At 48.3% G+C, this 16,160-nt stretch carries 20 protein-coding genes; 7 read left to right on the top strand and 13 right to left on the bottom strand.

Annotation, left to right across the window (positions count from 1 at the left end; all coding sequences use genetic code 11):
• Positions 1 to 21: 21 nt before the first annotated feature.
• Positions 22 to 882 (bottom strand): Tab2/Atab2 family RNA-binding protein, encoded by an 861-nt coding sequence (locus H6F88_RS18905; protein WP_190644291.1) that lies wholly within the window; start codon positions 880 to 882, stop codon positions 22 to 24.
• Positions 883 to 952: 70 nt separating this feature from the next.
• Complete coding sequence (locus H6F88_RS18900) at positions 953 to 1,090, bottom strand: hypothetical protein (RefSeq protein WP_190644290.1); 138 nt, start codon at positions 1,088 to 1,090, stop codon at positions 953 to 955.
• 267 nt (positions 1,091 to 1,357) lie between these two features.
• Between H6F88_RS18900 and H6F88_RS18895 the strand changes: the two genes are divergently transcribed.
• The gene (locus tag H6F88_RS18895; protein WP_190644289.1) at positions 1,358 to 1,585 is read left to right on the top strand and encodes a hypothetical protein; all 228 of its coding nucleotides are present in this window, start codon (positions 1,358 to 1,360) and stop codon (positions 1,583 to 1,585) included.
• Positions 1,586 to 1,749: 164 nt separating this feature from the next.
• On the opposite strand, the gene H6F88_RS18890 is transcribed toward H6F88_RS18895, so the two are convergent.
• From H6F88_RS18890 to H6F88_RS18880, 3 genes are all read right to left on the bottom strand, one after another.
• On the bottom strand, positions 1,750 to 2,163 hold the full coding sequence (locus H6F88_RS18890) for a hypothetical protein (protein ID WP_190644288.1): 414 nt from the start codon (positions 2,161 to 2,163) through the stop codon (positions 1,750 to 1,752).
• Positions 2,164 to 2,340: 177 nt separating this feature from the next.
• Complete coding sequence (locus H6F88_RS18885; RefSeq protein ID WP_190644287.1) at positions 2,341 to 4,689, bottom strand: CHASE domain-containing protein; 2,349 nt, start codon at positions 4,687 to 4,689, stop codon at positions 2,341 to 2,343.
• A 103-nt stretch (positions 4,690 to 4,792) separates the two neighbouring features.
• A complete protein-coding gene (locus H6F88_RS18880; RefSeq protein WP_242050606.1) occupies positions 4,793 to 5,080 on the bottom strand; it encodes a helix-turn-helix transcriptional regulator in 288 nt (95 codons plus the stop codon).
• 61 nt (positions 5,081 to 5,141) lie between these two features.
• Here H6F88_RS18880 and H6F88_RS18875 point away from each other — a divergent pair, with 61 nt between their 5' ends.
• The 4 genes from H6F88_RS18875 to msrP all read left to right on the top strand — a co-directional run bounded on the left by H6F88_RS18875 (position 5,142) and on the right by msrP (position 7,111).
• The gene (locus H6F88_RS18875) at positions 5,142 to 5,420 is read left to right on the top strand and encodes a hypothetical protein (RefSeq protein WP_190644371.1); all 279 of its coding nucleotides are present in this window, start codon (positions 5,142 to 5,144) and stop codon (positions 5,418 to 5,420) included.
• A 3-nt stretch (positions 5,421 to 5,423) separates the two neighbouring features.
• On the top strand, positions 5,424 to 5,669 hold the full coding sequence (locus H6F88_RS32725) for a hypothetical protein (protein WP_199333688.1): 246 nt from the start codon (positions 5,424 to 5,426) through the stop codon (positions 5,667 to 5,669).
• Positions 5,670 to 5,765: 96 nt separating this feature from the next.
• A complete protein-coding gene (locus tag H6F88_RS32720) occupies positions 5,766 to 6,041 on the top strand; it encodes a hypothetical protein (protein WP_199333687.1) in 276 nt (91 codons plus the stop codon).
• Between the two features lie 86 nt (positions 6,042 to 6,127).
• Positions 6,128 to 7,111 (top strand): protein-methionine-sulfoxide reductase catalytic subunit MsrP, encoded by a 984-nt coding sequence (gene msrP, locus H6F88_RS18865; RefSeq protein WP_190644286.1) that lies wholly within the window; start codon positions 6,128 to 6,130, stop codon positions 7,109 to 7,111.
• A 110-nt stretch (positions 7,112 to 7,221) separates the two neighbouring features.
• Here msrP and panB read toward each other — a convergent pair whose 3' ends face one another.
• Positions 7,222 to 8,004: a 3-methyl-2-oxobutanoate hydroxymethyltransferase gene (gene panB / locus H6F88_RS18860; protein WP_190644285.1), complete on the bottom strand. Its 783-nt coding sequence runs from the start codon at positions 8,002 to 8,004 to the stop codon at positions 7,222 to 7,224.
• Between the two features lie 363 nt (positions 8,005 to 8,367).
• On the opposite strand from panB, the gene H6F88_RS18855 reads away from it, so the two are divergent.
• Positions 8,368 to 9,606, top strand: a complete 1,239-nt coding sequence (locus H6F88_RS18855; protein WP_190644284.1) for a hypothetical protein — start codon at positions 8,368 to 8,370, stop codon at positions 9,604 to 9,606.
• Here the strand turns inward: H6F88_RS18855 and H6F88_RS18850 are convergent.
• From H6F88_RS18850 to H6F88_RS18820, 7 genes are all read right to left on the bottom strand, one after another.
• Positions 9,569 to 11,353 (bottom strand): NAD+ synthase, encoded by a 1,785-nt coding sequence (locus H6F88_RS18850; protein WP_190644283.1) that lies wholly within the window; start codon positions 11,351 to 11,353, stop codon positions 9,569 to 9,571. The two genes, H6F88_RS18855 and H6F88_RS18850, sit on opposite strands and share 38 nt — an antisense overlap.
• A 46-nt stretch (positions 11,354 to 11,399) precedes the next feature.
• Positions 11,400 to 12,194: an NYN domain-containing protein gene (locus H6F88_RS18845; RefSeq protein ID WP_190644282.1), complete on the bottom strand. Its 795-nt coding sequence runs from the start codon at positions 12,192 to 12,194 to the stop codon at positions 11,400 to 11,402.
• A gap of 74 nt (positions 12,195 to 12,268) precedes the next feature.
• A complete protein-coding gene (locus tag H6F88_RS18840) occupies positions 12,269 to 12,535 on the bottom strand; it encodes a HepT-like ribonuclease domain-containing protein (protein ID WP_199333686.1) in 267 nt (88 codons plus the stop codon).
• Positions 12,532 to 12,813: a nucleotidyltransferase domain-containing protein gene (locus H6F88_RS18835; protein ID WP_190644281.1), complete on the bottom strand. Its 282-nt coding sequence runs from the start codon at positions 12,811 to 12,813 to the stop codon at positions 12,532 to 12,534. Before H6F88_RS18835 ends, H6F88_RS18840 begins: the two co-directional genes overlap by 4 nt.
• Positions 12,814 to 12,841: 28 nt before the next feature.
• The gene (locus H6F88_RS18830) at positions 12,842 to 13,588 is read right to left on the bottom strand and encodes an NUDIX domain-containing protein (RefSeq protein WP_190644280.1); all 747 of its coding nucleotides are present in this window, start codon (positions 13,586 to 13,588) and stop codon (positions 12,842 to 12,844) included.
• Complete coding sequence (locus tag H6F88_RS18825) at positions 13,534 to 14,148, bottom strand: nicotinate-nucleotide adenylyltransferase (RefSeq protein ID WP_190644279.1); 615 nt, start codon at positions 14,146 to 14,148, stop codon at positions 13,534 to 13,536. Before H6F88_RS18825 ends, H6F88_RS18830 begins: the two co-directional genes overlap by 55 nt.
• Before the next feature lie 14 nt (positions 14,149 to 14,162).
• Complete coding sequence (locus H6F88_RS18820) at positions 14,163 to 15,575, bottom strand: nicotinate phosphoribosyltransferase (protein WP_190644362.1); 1,413 nt, start codon at positions 15,573 to 15,575, stop codon at positions 14,163 to 14,165.
• Positions 15,576 to 15,911: 336 nt separating this feature from the next.
• Here H6F88_RS18820 and H6F88_RS18815 point away from each other — a divergent pair, with 336 nt between their 5' ends.
• The gene (locus H6F88_RS18815) at positions 15,912 to 16,148 is read left to right on the top strand and encodes a GNAT family N-acetyltransferase (RefSeq protein ID WP_199333685.1); all 237 of its coding nucleotides are present in this window, start codon (positions 15,912 to 15,914) and stop codon (positions 16,146 to 16,148) included.
• The last annotated feature ends 12 nt before the right edge of the window (positions 16,149 to 16,160 follow it).

The raw sequence follows: 16,160 nt of genomic DNA, 5'->3' as shown, positions 1-16,160 counted from the left end.
ATCTTGTGCGATCGCGGTACTTTACGCCAAGTTCAGTTCTTGCAGCAGCCAAAATCCGGCAAAGGTTTCTGATTCTGGGTCAGTCTGCACGGCGATGAAATGTACTTGGTTTGCCTGCTGCTTAGCAATCTCAAAGGCTTTTGCTTCGGCTTGCAGGGCGGGGGTTGGCAAGTTGATCAGAATCCAGGCGTTGTCGGCTCCGGTTTCCAGGACAAGTTGCGGTGGAGAAGTGTTGAACTTGAGGAAAGCTAGCTCTAGCCCAGACATCCAGCCTGCCAGCGGCACAGCACGGGGCGAGAAGATGATTAAACCGGGAACCCGAGCATCTGGCGCTAAGCCTGCCATCTCTAACGGAAAGGCTTCACCAAAGCCAATTTCCCACTCTGGCATCTCTTTGAAGGCGATCGCCTCCAAATTGACAAACGCCCACTGCTGCCCAATCAGCGCATCGGGCAAGGGCTGTGGCGCGTTGTCAGCCATTGCTACCGAAGGATTGGTCCCTGGCTGATAGGTGGGATAAGTGGGATAGACCTCTTGCATTCGCTGCTCAATCCACTGATTGATCGCTAGCGTGCGCCGACTGGCAAAGGCAGTGATTCCGGCATCTTCGCAGCCTTTGGTGATCATGTTAGCCATTTGACGGCGAAAGAAGCGAATGCGGGAGGGCGGCTTAGCTGCTTGGGCGATCGCCTCTTCCAGCGATTCTCGCAACGTCACCGAATTCACTTCGCTGTTAGAACAAAATTTGGCATAACGAAATAGCGAATCAGGCTCAGTGGTGATGTCTGTGGGGCTTTCGCAAATTAGCACCTCCCAAAGTTTCTTGTCATTTTCATCCAGCACCGGACGAGAGTAAAAGTCTAACTCCCAGATAACAGGCATAAGCAGGCAATTAATCTGAACCTCTGCTCTAGATCATAGGTGAGGACGGTTCTGCAAGTTTATTTTTATTTCACGCAGAAAGTGCAATCCTAACCAGTTCTGTAAATCGGGCTAGAGAATGCGATCGCGACATGGGCATCTGTTCTGCTAGGGGCATCTGTTTTGCTAGAGAGGCTACAGTCCAGGCTTTTTTGGGCGATTCGTGCATTAGTGATAGGGCAATCTCTAGCGTTCGGTTCTTTGACTGAGATTATGATGCTTCTTAATTCAGGAAGTGATGCTAAATGTTCTCCAACTAAGGGTGGATTTATTCTTCTCTTAACAAAATTTATTACTAATAGTCTTACTTCTTAGGTTTGCCTTACTTCCTTTGTCAGAGAAAAACTCACTTTAGAAAACCCAAACGAAAGAGGCAGATCTTGATATTGAGCGAGAACATAGTAGAGACGTTACTAATGAAGTATTAAGAAAACTCATGAACACTACTGAAATGGATTTAGAAAGGTCTGGAAATTCTGCCTTTGCCGTCAACGATTCCCCACCCCATCAAGCTACACAAGCGGAAAAAGAAGCACGCTTGAAAGAAGATGTTTTAGATGAGGACGAGACTCCTTCCTACGCGTTTGGACTTAGTCTCGTAGGCGTTATACTTGCGCTTCTCTTGTTTATAGCGGGTCTTTACTATGGCATTATCAATCCTTAGATGAAGCAACAAAATCTAGAAAGGATGGAGTTATTAAGCTAACTTCGTCCTTTCTAAATTGTTTTATTCACAATACTCAGGCTCATCCAACTGAAAAAGCGGTTGAAGTTCTAGCCTAAACTAGTTCTCAACCGCTTTCTTATAGCGACGCTATCGACTATTGCTTACTTGCTGAAAACATCTTTGATGTTGTCAACAGCACGTTCAACAGCATTTACATTGTTGTCGATCGCTCTCTGAGTCCGAGATGCATCTTCATTCGCTCTTTTCTCGATGCGGGCTGCATCTCTTTGAGCTTTGCGTCCGATAGAGCTGCCATTGTCAGTTGCATCATCAACTCGGTTAGCGTTGCTATTAGCAGCATCCTTAACCTTCTCTGCCGCATCCTGAACAAAGCCTTTGTTGTCTTGCTGAATCTCGCTACCGGTCTCTGTTCTTGCAGCGATTACGAGCGTACCCGGAGCAGCCATTGCGGCGGTGTTTGAGAAGAATGCACCCTGCCAAACAAAGGCGATCGCTGAAATACAAAACAGGGCGGTCACAGCCCAACGTCCCATAGCAGCAAGCAAATTAGTCATTGATTTCATAGAAATAGAAACAGTGTTTACAATGTTGGTCATTTCTATTTCTAGTGCATTCAATTTGTCGTTTGAATGACCTTTTGGCAGAGTTCACATGGTCTAAAGGCATAAATTGAGATCTTCTAGTGAAGGGTAGTACGACTCAGCCGCACTACCCTTCACTAGACTCTGTTCCTATTGCGGCAAGGTCACGGTAAAAGTAGTGCCAGTGGCGATCGCACTCGTCACTGCAACCAGTCCCCCGTGCAAATCTACGCAGGTTTTCACAACGGCTAATCCCAGACCGGTGCCTGCAATGTCACCCACATTTTTGCTGCGGTAAAAGGTTTCATAAATTCGCTGCTGATCTTCTGGGGGGATGCCAATGCCGTAATCTTTGACCTGAAACACAACTGAACCCGGATTGTAAATCAAGCTGAGCAACACGGTTGAATCAGGCGGAGAATACTTCGCAGCGTTCGAGAGCAGGTTCGTCAGAATGGAGTGCAACAGTTTGCTGTCGAGTTTTACCGGAGTCGGGTAGCCGTATTGGGTGAATTCGATCTGAGATCTGCCTGTGCTGAGCTGCATTTCTTCGACAATTTGCTGGCAGAAAGGTTCTAGATTGAGGAGTTCGGGACGAAATTCTAGCTTCCCGGCTTCGGCGCGGTTGAGCGTCAGGATATCGTTCAAAAGCTGTGCCAGGGTTTTGGCAGCAGACTGAATGCGCGACAGGTTCTTTCGCTTTTTCTCCTCTGCCCAATCTTCAGAACTACCGGACAACAGTTGAGTCGAGAGCAGGATCGTACTTAGGGGAGTGCGAAATTCGTGGGAAACCATTGAAAACAAGCGTTGCTTCAGATCGCTAATTTCCTTGGTTTGCGCCAGTTCGGCCGATCGCTCTTGCACTTCCATTTCTAGCTGACTGTTTGCCTCAAATAAGGCAACCTCAACTTGCTGGCGTTCATTGATTTGGCGATGCAGCAGGTAATACACCCAAACCAACAGTGCCGCACTCAGAAGAATGCCACCAATGTTGATTAGAAAAATGCTGCGAACGCTTTCGGCTGCCTGCGTTTCCCATTGCTGAAGGCGCGATCGCTCCACTTGCTCCATTTCACGAATCACCTGCTGAATCTGCTGCTGAAGCTGGCGATCGCCACCATTGTTCTGAGGCTGTGGCACGGTTTGCTGAAGTGAGGTAAGGCGTTGAGAAAGTAGCGGCTCCAGCAGATCCAGGCGGTTTTGCTGAGCAGCATCCGGGGCAATGGCTTGGCGCAAAGATGCCACTTCGAAAGCAATTGTCCCCATGCTTTCAGCATCAATTTGCTCGATCGCGGGTGCCGTTTCTGAATTAGGAATTTCTACATTCTCTAACTGAGTTTTGGCATTCGTGGCGATCGCTAAGATCTTCGCCAAACTTGCCATCGTGCTATACGTGCGTTCCATGCCGTTTGTGCTTGCGGTCAGGCGAGTTATGCTGCGGTGAGCAACCAGGTTGACGCTGCCCAGCACTAGAAACACCAGCCCGACTCCAATCGCAATCAATCGCTTTTCTAGAAACCATCTCGCCTGCGTTTGTTGCAGATTGAGCAAAACCTGCTTCAGTTTTTCAGCCTCAGCCGTCGCTGCATCTGCTAGACTGCGGCTTTGCTCGTATAGCTCTTCTCGATCGACATAGGCAGACGTGGGCAATAGCAAGAGCGACCAGTGGCGATCGGCAATGGTGAAACTGCGGCTACAGATCGAATTGTCCTGAGCAGACAGCTTTTCTTGCCAAAAGGAGTGGTGTTCCTGAAAGCCCCTTTCCTCGGCTGGGCTAGCAAGCACCCGCCGAGACTGAGCTTCATAAGTAGCCAAAAATGCTTTGTCGGGCTGGTCGGACTGATCACACAGAAAGAAGTTGATGTTGTCCAGATTCAACCCGGACAACGAAGCCCGAACCACGTCTGCTACCCGAAACACGCCCAAAACGAATCCTTGGAGGCGATCGCGCCTTTCTGCAATGGTTTCTCCAGACGCACCCCGGTAGATCGGCAAAATTACCAGAAAGCCAAACTGCCGCTGAGTTTCCTGCACCAGTTCGACCCTGCCACTAATGGCGATCGCCCCCGTATCTCGGGCCCGTTCTAGCGCCGTCCGCCGAATTGCATCCGAAAACAGGTCAAACCCCAGTGCCAACTCATTGCCCGTGAGCGGCTCTACATAAGCAACCGGAAAATATTCTGGACGCATTGCCGCTCTAGTCAACTGTCCATCTGCTTTGCGCTCTGTCACCTGAAAGTTTGTATAGCCCTCAGCTTGGAGAGTTTTCTCAAATAAGGGGCGATCGCACTCCTGCAACCGAGGCAGCCATTCCAATGCCTGAATGCCGGAATGCCGTAGCAGCACAGGCTGCACAAATCGCCCAAAGTCTTGCCGCCCTACCCACTCCGCCGAACCGTAAAGCTGCCCAATCGAACGCAACACCTCAAAACAGGCATCAATACTGCGCTGTAAATTGGCAGCTAAGACATCGGCTCGTTCTTGAAGTTCTGTTTTCACAGGCAGGGGAGAGGGGGAAGAGGGGCTTGCTCGTTAACAAGCTCTAGCCCGGTAATGCTAATTCGGAAGCTCCAGCTTCCTCTGCTTAATCGGGGGACTTTGCTCAACCGGGGGAAAAGTCATCTGGTATTTCATTAACAGATTGAATTTCTAAAATCTGCATCAAGGTTTTCCATTGGCGAGGGGTTAGCTTTGGCTCAGTCTCTCCTGACACCCAGCGTTGATAAGTCCGCAGCGGAATGCCACACTGAACCGCAAATTCAGCCTGTGACAAGTTTGTGCGCTGAATCCTCAACTTCTCAATGGGTGAATCGCTTTCCTGGGGTCGCCTGTCTTTCTTCATCAACGAATTTAGCGCGCCATATTGACGTACATCCATCTGGCGCGTCATAATGGCGTATGAAATTTAAGAGTAGTGAATTGCCCAAATAGAAAAGGGCAGCACTGCTTTAGTGTCTCATTTCTACCACTACAACACCATGACTTATCACGACCAGCTTCATCCTTGGGTGGTCTATCGTCTGCTGCCCAACTGTGAGAATGTGGCGATCGCCCGTTTTCGTCGTCGCAATGATGCTGAAATGTACCTTGCTACCCTTCAGCGACAGGTGCCTGATGTGCGATTGGCGATCGCCTTTGAACCACCTGAAGCCCTGCCGACTGATTGCGAAGTGCCCGATACTATAAATCAGGGGAAGCTTCAAAGGACATATGGCAGGGCCAGAGGATAGTTTATGTCATTTAGTGACTACAAAAGTCTTGCTCAGGTGCAAGAAGAATATCAAATTAAATATCAAGAAGATAACTTCGTTTCTGAGCTACGAATGGACGTGTCAGCCCTATTTCTTAAGGAATTTGACTTTAATTTGACCTGTATGGATGCCTTTTCCTCAGAAGCGGCTCGGTGCGAATTAGTAATTTTTCCAATTCTCAGAGAAATTTACAAACGATATTGCAATAAAGCCGCTTTTTGGGTATAGAAACCGTTTGCTTATGATGCAAAACTCAACGGTACTCCTGACTACGTACTTTCCCAGAAATCTGAACTAGGCAAAACAATTTTAGGGCTTCCTCTGTTGCTGCTTGTTGAAGCAAAACGCAACGATTTTGAACAGGGCTGGGGGCAATGTCTGGCTGAACTTGTAGCGGCGGATTATCTTAATCAACACAAAAGGCCGGTATATGGCATTGTCACCGACGGTAAGCTTTGGGAATTTGGTCGATTGCAGCATCAGGTTTTCATCAAAAACACTGCCAGTTATACGATCACAAACCTGAATGAACTCTTCTTTGCGCTCAATTACTTGTTTGACCAGGCTACTCATAATCTAGAAATGGTTGCTGCAAGCTGAGATAAGAATTACCTGAGAATCAGATGTTTCACCTGGAGGAACCCTATATATTAAGAAGTGTAGAGCGGTAAGGGTTCTGGGTTTTTATGGCACTCATTCGGGTTCCCCAGTCATGGCAACTGCCAGAACGGGACGTGACTTCTGAAGCAGCCTTTTTTAATCGGCGGCGATTTCTCAAAACCCTGATAGGAGCTGGAGTTGGCGGTTCCATCGCAGGACTGTGGGGTTGTCAGGCTCAAAGCGTTGAGGGAGAAGAGCCACTGTTGGGCACCAGTCCATTGCAGGGTGCGCCAAATCCGGCTTTTTTGGATGCTGGCAGCGATCGCCCCCTGACCAATGAAATGCTAGCTGCCACCTACAACAACTTCTATGAATATGGCGGCAGCAAACACATCTGGCAAAGCGCTCAGGCACTCCCTACAGAAGATTGGAAAGTTGAAGTCACCGGACTGGTCAACAATCCACGCACCTTTGATCTGGACGACTTGCAAAAAACTTTTCCCCTAGAAGAACGAGTTTATCGCTTCCGCTGCGTCGAAGCCTGGGCGATGGTCGTTCCCTGGATTGGGTTTCCGATGAATGCTCTGATTGCAGCCGTTGACCCAACTCCTCAGGCAAAATTCGTGCGATTTACCTCTTTCTACGATCCTCAAGTCACGAAAGGTCCAGGATTGCACTCCAGATTCTTACCCTGGCCCTATACCGAAGGACTGCGAATCGAAGAAATGGCAAATGAGCTAGCCTTCTTTGCCGTCGGCATTTATGGACATACCTTACCCAAACAGCACGGTGCCCCAATTCGGGCCGTTTTGCCCTGGAAATATGGCTTCAAGGGGGCTAAATCGATTGTCAGCATTGAGTTTACCGATACTCAACCTGCAACCTACTGGAACACTATCAGCTCCAGCGAATACAAATTTGATGCGAACGTGGAACCACAAGTCCCCCATCCCCGTTGGTCACAGGCAAAAGAGCGGCTGATCGGTTCCGGCTCTGAATTTAGCTGGGAAGAACGCTCAACATTGCTCTACAACGGCTATGAGGAATACGTTGCAGCGCTTTATGCTTAGGAATAAGAATTACACAAAATGCAATTGCTTGGATAGGGGCTTGGCAGTGCCAAGCCCGTACAGAGAAGGCGATCGCACAGATTACTAATTTCGGTTCCTTAGTAGCGAGATTACTCCACTGGAAACTTATGTTCTCTTACTTCTGTGCTGTAGGTTTGCACTGCCTGAGTAATCGTCTCTTGTAGGTTGGCATAGGTTTTGGCAAAGGGTGGTTGCCAGTCGGACAAGCCAAGCAGGTCGTGTGTCACAAGCACCTGTCCGTCGCAATATGGGCCTGCACCAATGCCAATTGTGGGGATGGTTAGCTTTTGGGAAATTTGCTGCGCCAAGTCCGAGGGAATGTGTTCCAGGATGATAGCGAAGGCTCCAGCTTGTTCGAGGGCGATCGCCTCTTGCAAAATTTGCTCTTTTGCTTCTGGTGAATTGCCCTGTTTTCTAAAACCGCCAAACTTGTGAACCGACTGAGGCGTTAAACCAATGTGACCCAGCACCGGAATACCAACCTGCACTAGATGAGCCACCGTCTCAACCATGAGAGGATAGCCTCCCTCTAACTTAATTGCCTGTGCCCCCGTTTCTTTCATGGCACGACCTGCTGAATGTAGCGCCTGGGTCGAGCTTTCTTGATAACTTAGAAACGGCAAATCAAATACAAGTAGGGCTTGTTTTACACCACGTCGCACTGCCTTTGCATGGTGCAACATTTCGTCTAAGGTGACGGGGATAGTTGTTTCATAGCCCAACACGACCATGCCCAGCGTATCCCCTACTAAAATCAGGTCTACTCCAGCCTGGTCAATCAATTTTGCAGAGGGATAGTCCCAGGCAGTAAGCGCAACAATCGGCTTTCCTTGCTGTTTGAGGCGAATGAGATGCTGAGTAGTAACTGCCATTTGAGGGGGATTCCAAGAAAAATACTCCACACTCAAACTGTATAGCAGCACTCATACATTTGTAGCGATCTGGTTAATCGGCTGATCCGATCTGCTCCGTATTTTCTCGGTTATCCAGAGGTAAAGCGTGCTGGCTCAGGACTAATGCTTCATCAAAACTTTATAAACTTTACTAAAAACACGAAAGACTTTGCCCCACCCCCACCGTAGGATCAAGGGTAAAGCTTTGGCAGAAGGGAAAAAATCATTCTTTCCCGTTGGATAGTAAGTCACCTGATACCGCGACTTCAGTCTACCAGGATACGTATTTTCACATAATTTAACTCCAAAGACTGAGTTACCTCACATAAATTGGATTTCGTTATGAGAATTGAAAATCTTAAATCAAAAAACACTGCTGGATTAAAGCGGGTTTCGGCGACAGTTGTTTGGGAAGATTGCGATCGCCCCACTCAAGAAATCTATTTTGAAACTACCTCAGATTTTGCTCAAGATTTATCCTGTAACCCTCATGCGTTTCTAGTTGCCAGCATTGTGCCCGCTCTGCATCATGGCGAAAAGCGGATCTCGATAGATGCAGAAATTTGTCCAGAATTGCTTGATGGATTAATGACTGCAATGGGCTGGATTCGCCACTGGTATGAGCTGAACCGCGAACCCGTTGAAATTCACGCCAAAACTCGAACAACACCTGCTCAAAGTACTACACCCCAGAGAGCAGGCTGGTTTTTCTCAGGTGGAATTGATTCCCTTGCGACGTTGCGCCACAACCGTTTGACTGTGCCACGAGAGCATCCCAATTCGTTCAAAGATGGATTGACCATCTATGGCATCAGTTCTGGTGGAGATGAGATAGAGGAAAACGAACAGTTTTTAGACGCTTTTGATCGCTTGGTGGCTTCTATGTCAAACGTAGCCCAAGATGCTGGAGTAAATTTGATTCCGGTTTACACCAACGTCAGACAGCTTAATACTGACACCTACTTCTGGAGCAATGAGTTTCAGGGAGCCGCTCTTGCTTCGGTTGCCCATGCGTTTGGCCCGCGGTTCGGTCGAATGTCCATTGCTTCAACAGGCAACATTCCATCTTTGTTTCCTCATGGCTCCCACCCGTTGCTTGATCCCAATTACAGTAGTTATGACTTAAAAATTCAGCATGATGGCGTCACTCTATCAAGGCTAGACAAGACGAAGCTTGTTGCCGACTGGGATGTAGCGCTGCAAAACCTGAAGGTCTGTACCAAAGTGCGACAGATGCAGCCCGGTATGCTGAACTGCGGCAAATGTGACAAATGCATCCGAACCACACTAGCGCTGCTGGCACTTGGAAAACTAGAGCAAGCTAGCACTTTTCCTAAAGTTGAATTTTCTGAAGAGATGCTGGTGAAACGGGTGTTTATCAAGACTCCCTACCGTATGTCTTGCTATGAGGATTTGATTCCACATCTACAAGCTAGAGGGCGACATGATTTGGTACGGGCGATAGAGCGCATCGGACTTCGTTATCGCGGAGGTGACTGGCGCGGAAGGGTCAAAAAAGTAGTGCGAAGGTACTTTGGTGGCGTTAGTAGCTCTGAGCGGCTGTCTGCTTCCCGGAACTAGCGGGTAGATTAGTAGCTGGCTGAATGGTGCCCACCCACCGATTTGCGATCGGCATTCGCCACCCCGTTCCAAAAGCGCGATCGGTAATTTTTAACCCTGGAGGAGCTTGCTTGCGCTTGAATTCGGCGCGAGTTACCAGTCTGCTCACTTTCTCAACTAGGGCTGGGTCATGTCCTGCTGCGGCAATTTCATTTGGCGATTGGTGCTGGTGGATTAGGCGATCGAGGATGTCATCCAGAATTTCGTATGACGGAAGGGAATCTTGATCGACCTGTCCGGGTTTAAGTTCGGCACTGGGGGGTTTAACGAGGACATTAGGCGGAATTGGGGTTTGGGGGTTAGGGATTGGGAATTGGGAACTTTGACTACTCCTTCCGTTTTCATCCTTCATTCTTTCATTGAGCCATTGGCAGATAGAGTAGACGCGGGTTTTGGGGACATCGGCGATCGCGGCTAACCCACCGTTCATATCTCCATACAGCGTGCAGTAGCCAACAGCCATCTCAGATTTGTTGCCTGTAGAAAGCAGCAGATGCCCAAATTTGTTAGAAATCGCCATTAGCAGGTTGCCGCGAATGCGAGACTGAATGTTTTCCTCGGCAATGCCAAATTTGGTGCCTGCAAACAGGTCGGCAAAAGTCTCATCATAGGTGTGCATCAGTTTATCGATGGGCAGCGTGTGCGTCTGGATGCCTAAGTTTCGGGCTAGTTCCAGTGCATCGGTGACGGAGTGGTCAGAACTGTAAGGGGAGGGCATGAGAATCCCCAGGACGTTCGCGGAACCTAATGCAGCAGTGGCGATCGCTGCCACCAGCGAAGAATCAATCCCACCGCTCAAACCGATTACGACTTTAGAAAAACCGCATTTCCGCACATAGTCCCGCACGCCCAGCACCAGTGCTGACCAGATTTCGGCATCGTCATTTTCAGGTTGGGGAGCAATTGCACCAACCTGAAAATCGGACTGAGCTGAATCAAATTCTAGAACAACCAAATCTTCCGCAAACGCTTTTGCCCGACCCACCATTTCACCCTGGCGGTTAAAGGCAACGCTGCTGCCGTCAAAAATCAGGTCGTCATTGCCGCCGACCTGATTAGCGTAGATGAGCGGCTGCTGATAGCGTTTGGAACCGTGCTGCAACATCAATTCTCGCAAGCGCTGTTTACCTGCGCTGTAGGGTGAGGCAGACAGATTCACAATGAAGTCAACCCCTTGATTAGCCAGATCAGCAACCGGATTTGCCGTATAGTTGCGCTTGCCCCAAAACTCCTCGTCGTTCCACAAATCCTCGCAGATCGTCACGCCGATGCGAAGTCCATCCAGAGTAAAGGAATTGCTCTGTAACCCCGGCTCAAAGTAGCGATCTTCGTCAAATACGTCGTAGGTGGGCAGCAGTCGCTTATGAAAGATTTGCTGCACCTTGCCCCTCTCTAGCAGTGCGGTGCTGTTAAACAGCGCTTTGCCACCATCTTGGGGCGATCGCCCATTCGACTCCACCATCCCAACTAACACGGCTAACTGTGGCGGCAAATCTCGTGCAAGTTGTTGCAGGGTGGACGCGATCGCATCCACAAAGCTAGGCTGCATCAGTAAATCTCGTGGCGGGTAGCCGCACAGCGATAGCTCTGTTGTCAGCAACAGCCGAACTCCCTGAGCCACTGCCTCCTGTGCAGCGTTGAGAATTTGCTGAGCATTGCCAGCCAAGTCACCAATAGTCGGATTCAGTTGGGCGATCGCAATTTTCATGAAAATTTGGGGTTGCAGTTACAGAACAAGGTTTAGTTTCTAGTTTTTAATTCTTTAATCGAATCTGAATTGCTCTAGAGATTGTTCTAATCTCAAATAAATCAATAGCTTGAACCAGGCTACTGAGTTTTTTATAGCTATAGTTTCGAGGGTCAAAAGAAGGTGATAGTTTTGTTAATTGAGTGCCAAATGGACCTAAATGAATCCATTCATCTTCGTCGGCGATCGCCTCATAGGCATCCTTGAGCAGCTTAATTAATTTTTTATTCGTCTTTAACTTCTGATCCTCTGTACTTACAGGAACGTGATCTGAAATTTTCTTGAAAGCAACAGATTTATCTTCTTCGCTTAACTTACTTTCTATTGAGTGATATTCGACAGAACTCTCTGTTTGCTTGAGAATTTCTGTATAGACGAAGCGATCGCAAGCACTCACAAACGCTTCTGGGGTTTTCTTTTCACCAAACCCATAAACGACCAGCCCCGCTTCTCGAATGCGGCTAGCTAATCGGGTGAAATCGCTATCACTAGAAACAATACAAAATCCGTCAAAATTGCCGGTATAAAGTAAATCCATTGCATCAATAATCAAAGCGCTATCGGTCGAGTTTTTGCCTTGCGTGTAGGTGAATTGCTGAATCGGCTGAATTGCAAATTTGTTGAGTTTATCCTTCCATTGAGTCAGATGAGGACGAGTCCAATCGCCATAAATTCGCTTGACATGAACCGTCCCATACTTTGCCATTTCTTTTAACAAAGGCTCAATCAAGTCAGCGCTGGCGTTATCTGCGTCGATTAACACCGCAAGTCTGTTTCCCCTAACTTGAACCTCGTCTCTCATGGGTCGTCGCCTAATTCTTGCAAAATAGCCGTAACCATCACCTTGAGTTCTAGTAAATTCTGTTCAATAATTCCCTAAAGTCTAATTAAACTTGTCTTTAAATAGTTATGAATTAAGATATCTCGCAAGCCTGCAATTTGTCTCCATTCAACAGTCGGATAAGATTGCTTAAGTTCTTGAGATATTTGCTTTGTTGCTTCCCTAATAATTAAAAAATTGCTGATGACAGCATCTTGAATGATTTGAGGCTGCATAAAAGTCTCTTGTCCATCTTGAACGTAATTTTGAATTCGTTCAATCCGTTCTACAATACTACTCAAATGAATCCGATCGTCTTTCATAAAAGTATTGCCTCTTTCAAGACCCTATCCTTAATCAACTTATGTAGATTCTCTGGCTCAGCCACATCTACTTTTCGCCCTAATAAATCCTCAAGACTTTGGATGAGAGAAATTTGATCGAGCAAAGTACGGCCCTGCTCGATTTCTACTACGTCGCTTTTGTCATTTGCCTCTCCACGGGCAACTGAGCCAAAAACTCGAACGTTGTAGTCTCCATGTTTGGCAGCGATCGCCAATATTTCCTCTCGCTTTTCTTTCAATAGCTCATCAATTCCCATAGCCCATTTCCTAACTCAAAACTCATCACTAAATAAACACTAATGGTTTGTCTTTTAGCGGAGCAAAAGCTTCAGCATCAAAGCGATATAGGCTAGCTGGTCGTCCGGCTCCTCTAGAAACCTTAACTCCGGTATCGCAGAGAAACCCCAGTTTTAGCAAGCGAGAACGAAAATTAGAATAGTCGGCAAAGTTTTCGCCTAAAACGGTGGTGTAAAGCTGGTACAAATCGCCCAATGTGAACACCTCTGGCAACACATCGAAGGCAACCGGACTATATTCCAACTTGTTTCGCAGACGACGATAGCCATATTCCAACACCTGATTGTGGTCAAAGGCAAGTTCTGGAACTTGCTCCATTGGATACCAGGCGATGCCACTCACACCATCCGCGATTAACTCAGCTTCAACAAACCGCACTAGGGCAAAATAGCTAACCGAGAGATAACGTTCTCCATAGCTGCTTTCTGCCTCACGGGGATCGCGATCAGGACCACCAAAGGTATAGAGCTGCTCTAGATAAAGGTTTTTGACGCGAATCTTTTCAGACAGTACGCGATAAGCAGCATCTTCCAGAGATTCGCCCCATCGCACCAACCTTCCTGGAAGACTCCAACGTCCTAAAAACGGCTCTTCGTGACGCATCACTAGCAACACCAACAGACGATTCTGAGCGGTATCGACCGAAAAGATCACGTTATCGACTCCTACTTTGAAGTCGGCTAGGGTCTGCTGTGGGGACGAGTCAGCAGTCTTTTTCTGGGTGCGTCCTGCCATTCGTATAGCTGCTCTCGATAAATGTAATCCTCGATTGGCGGGGTGAGGATATGGGAGTCTCCCTCTTCACGATACGCTGTTGAGGAAACCGCTGGGCCCGTCATGTCAGCGATCGCCACCCTTGCACCCAGATCCCTTAACCCCTCTAAATTAGCCTCCTCCAGTGAATAACCCGGTCGCGGTACCACCAACAAGTTGACCTGACGAAATAACTCGTCTGACCGATACCAGCGGGGCAACTGCCCAACCAGGTCAGAGCCAACCACCAGGGTGAATTCTGCATCTGCCCCTTGCTGACGAGCCTGTTCGACTGTCACTAAAGCTCTGGGACTGCTCAACTCCTGCCGCAAATGAATGTTGTGGCGTGGTGGATCGATATCTTCAATCAACAATCGAAGCATCGCTGCTCGGTGTGCCAGCAAGGTTTGGTGTGACTTAAACGGATTGTCAGAGGCCCAAACCCACACCTCGTCAAAATGGTGAGACAGCCAGTTGAGAATTTGCTGATGTCCTGCGGTCGGCGGATCAGCGCTAGTTCCGAAAAGTGCGATTGCAGCCATGATGGGTATTGGGCCTACGAATTTTGCTCAGTATAAGACTTACGAATTCTCTGTTGTGTCCGTTGGGTCATTTCTTGCAGAGCAGGTGAGATTTCGGGAGTGACAGAGAGAGGGTGTTCAACTTGGCGGATGGGAGGGGGAAGGCTGTTGACAGAGGTAAGAGTGCGTTGAGCAATACGAAGCAGTTCTCCTTGGGGGGCGATCGCCTCCATTTCTTCAACGGGCTGCACCCTTTGACCTTGTTTCATCACCAGTTGCAGCAGCGGTTGTTCGCCATCGGCAGCAGGTTCGGTGGCTAGAGCGAGGCGATCGCCCTCAAATTCTTGTTCTGCTCCTGACTTGAAGCGACGGAAAATTTGCTTGCGTCCAGGATAGGTGAATTTGCCGCTTGATTCTTTCATTACGGGGATTCCATCGATCTCGACCAGTTTGTAAACGCCATTGGCAGGTGCGCCCGTAACTAATTTGGTGCCCAAGCCGTAACCGTCGATGTTGGCTCCTGCTTTTTTCAGACGCAAAATTTCGTATTCGTCCAGGTCACCACTAGCGAAGATGGGAACGTTGGGGAGGAGCGATCGCACCCGTTGCGACAGTTCCACCAGATCACCAGAATCCAGCCGCACACCGCTTAGCTCGATTTCTCCCGCCTTGACCCGTTCCGCTAATCGGCTTGCAGCAGCAACAGAGTCATAGGTATCAATCAACAACGGCGCACCTGGGAAGTAGCGGTGAAACGCAGTAAAAGCTTCATCCTCACTACCTTGAATTGCCGTTAGCGCCATGACTAACGAGTGTGCCATTGTGCCGCTGGGTTGACGACCGAGTTTTAGGGCAGCCAACACATTAGAGGTTGAATTCAAACCTGCTGCTAAAGCTGCTCGTGCTGTCCAAAGGGAAGCCTGGGGGCCAAAGGCGCGGCGCGTGCCAAACTCCAGCAGTGTTGCTTCCGGGCCGGCCACATCTCGCAGTCGAGCCGCCCGCGTTGCAACCAAGCTCTGGTAGTTCAACACATTGAGCACGTAAGTCTCGACAATCTGCGCTTGCCAAAGTGGAGCCTCAACCCGCAGCAGTGGCTCATTGGCAAACACAGCCGTTCCTTCAGGTACAGCCCATACATCTCCAGTAAATCGGGCTGTTGCTAGCAGGGACCAAAACTCGGCAGGCGCATTGTCAAAAATTCCGGTGGCTTGCAGTGCGGTGATCTGGTCAGGAGTAAAGCGTAATTGCTCTAGATATTCCAATACCTGAGCTAACCCCATCGCAATTAGATAGCCAAAATTTTGAGGCAAATGCCGCACAAACATCTCAAAGCTTGCCTGTCGTTGGTCTAAGCCTTCACCAACATAGCAAGCTGCCATCGTCAACTGGTAAAGGTCGGTCAAGAGGCTATAGTCCTCCTGATTCAGGTTAAGGGTTTCGTCTTGCATAGGGTTTTGGACTAAACCAGTTTGTGTGCGTGGATGAACCTTAGCCGTAAATTGGTGGCGATCGCCATCAGCAGGTTCTCTCAATTATAGTTATTCTTACCAAAAATGCATCTGAAAGATTTGATAAAGCCGCTTTACATTACTTTATCAAATTCAACGAGAATACGTAAAAGCTAGAAATTTCAGAGGCTTTAACTGTGAAGCGTTCCTTGCAATGATTCCATTTGTATTAAATACAACTAAAATGCAACTAATTTTAGTTGAGCAAGTAGAAGTAGGGGTAGGGTGTGAACCTTAAAAGAGAGGGTTGAAGCACAAGGCATTCGCATCTCTGTCATGGACAACGAAACTGAGGTCGGACGAGCATACATCTACTGGATGTACAACGATTTGCACAACCAGCCGTTTGCTCGGATGGAAGATGTATATGAGGATGAATCTTACCGATGTAAAGGAGTCGGTCCAAACCTGGTTAAGCAAGTGATTGGGCTAGCCAAGGAAGCAAACTGCTATAAGCTCATCGCAACAAGTCGCACCTCTAGACCACAAACTCACGAATTGTATAAGCACTAGGGTTTACTCAGC

Source organism: Oculatella sp. FACHB-28, from assembly GCF_014696015.1.
In the GTDB taxonomy this organism is placed as follows: domain Bacteria; phylum Cyanobacteriota; class Cyanobacteriia; order Elainellales; family Elainellaceae; genus JAAUTN01.
The sequence above is the reverse complement of the archived record's forward strand: the minus strand, read 5'-3'. Positions and strand labels throughout refer to the sequence as shown.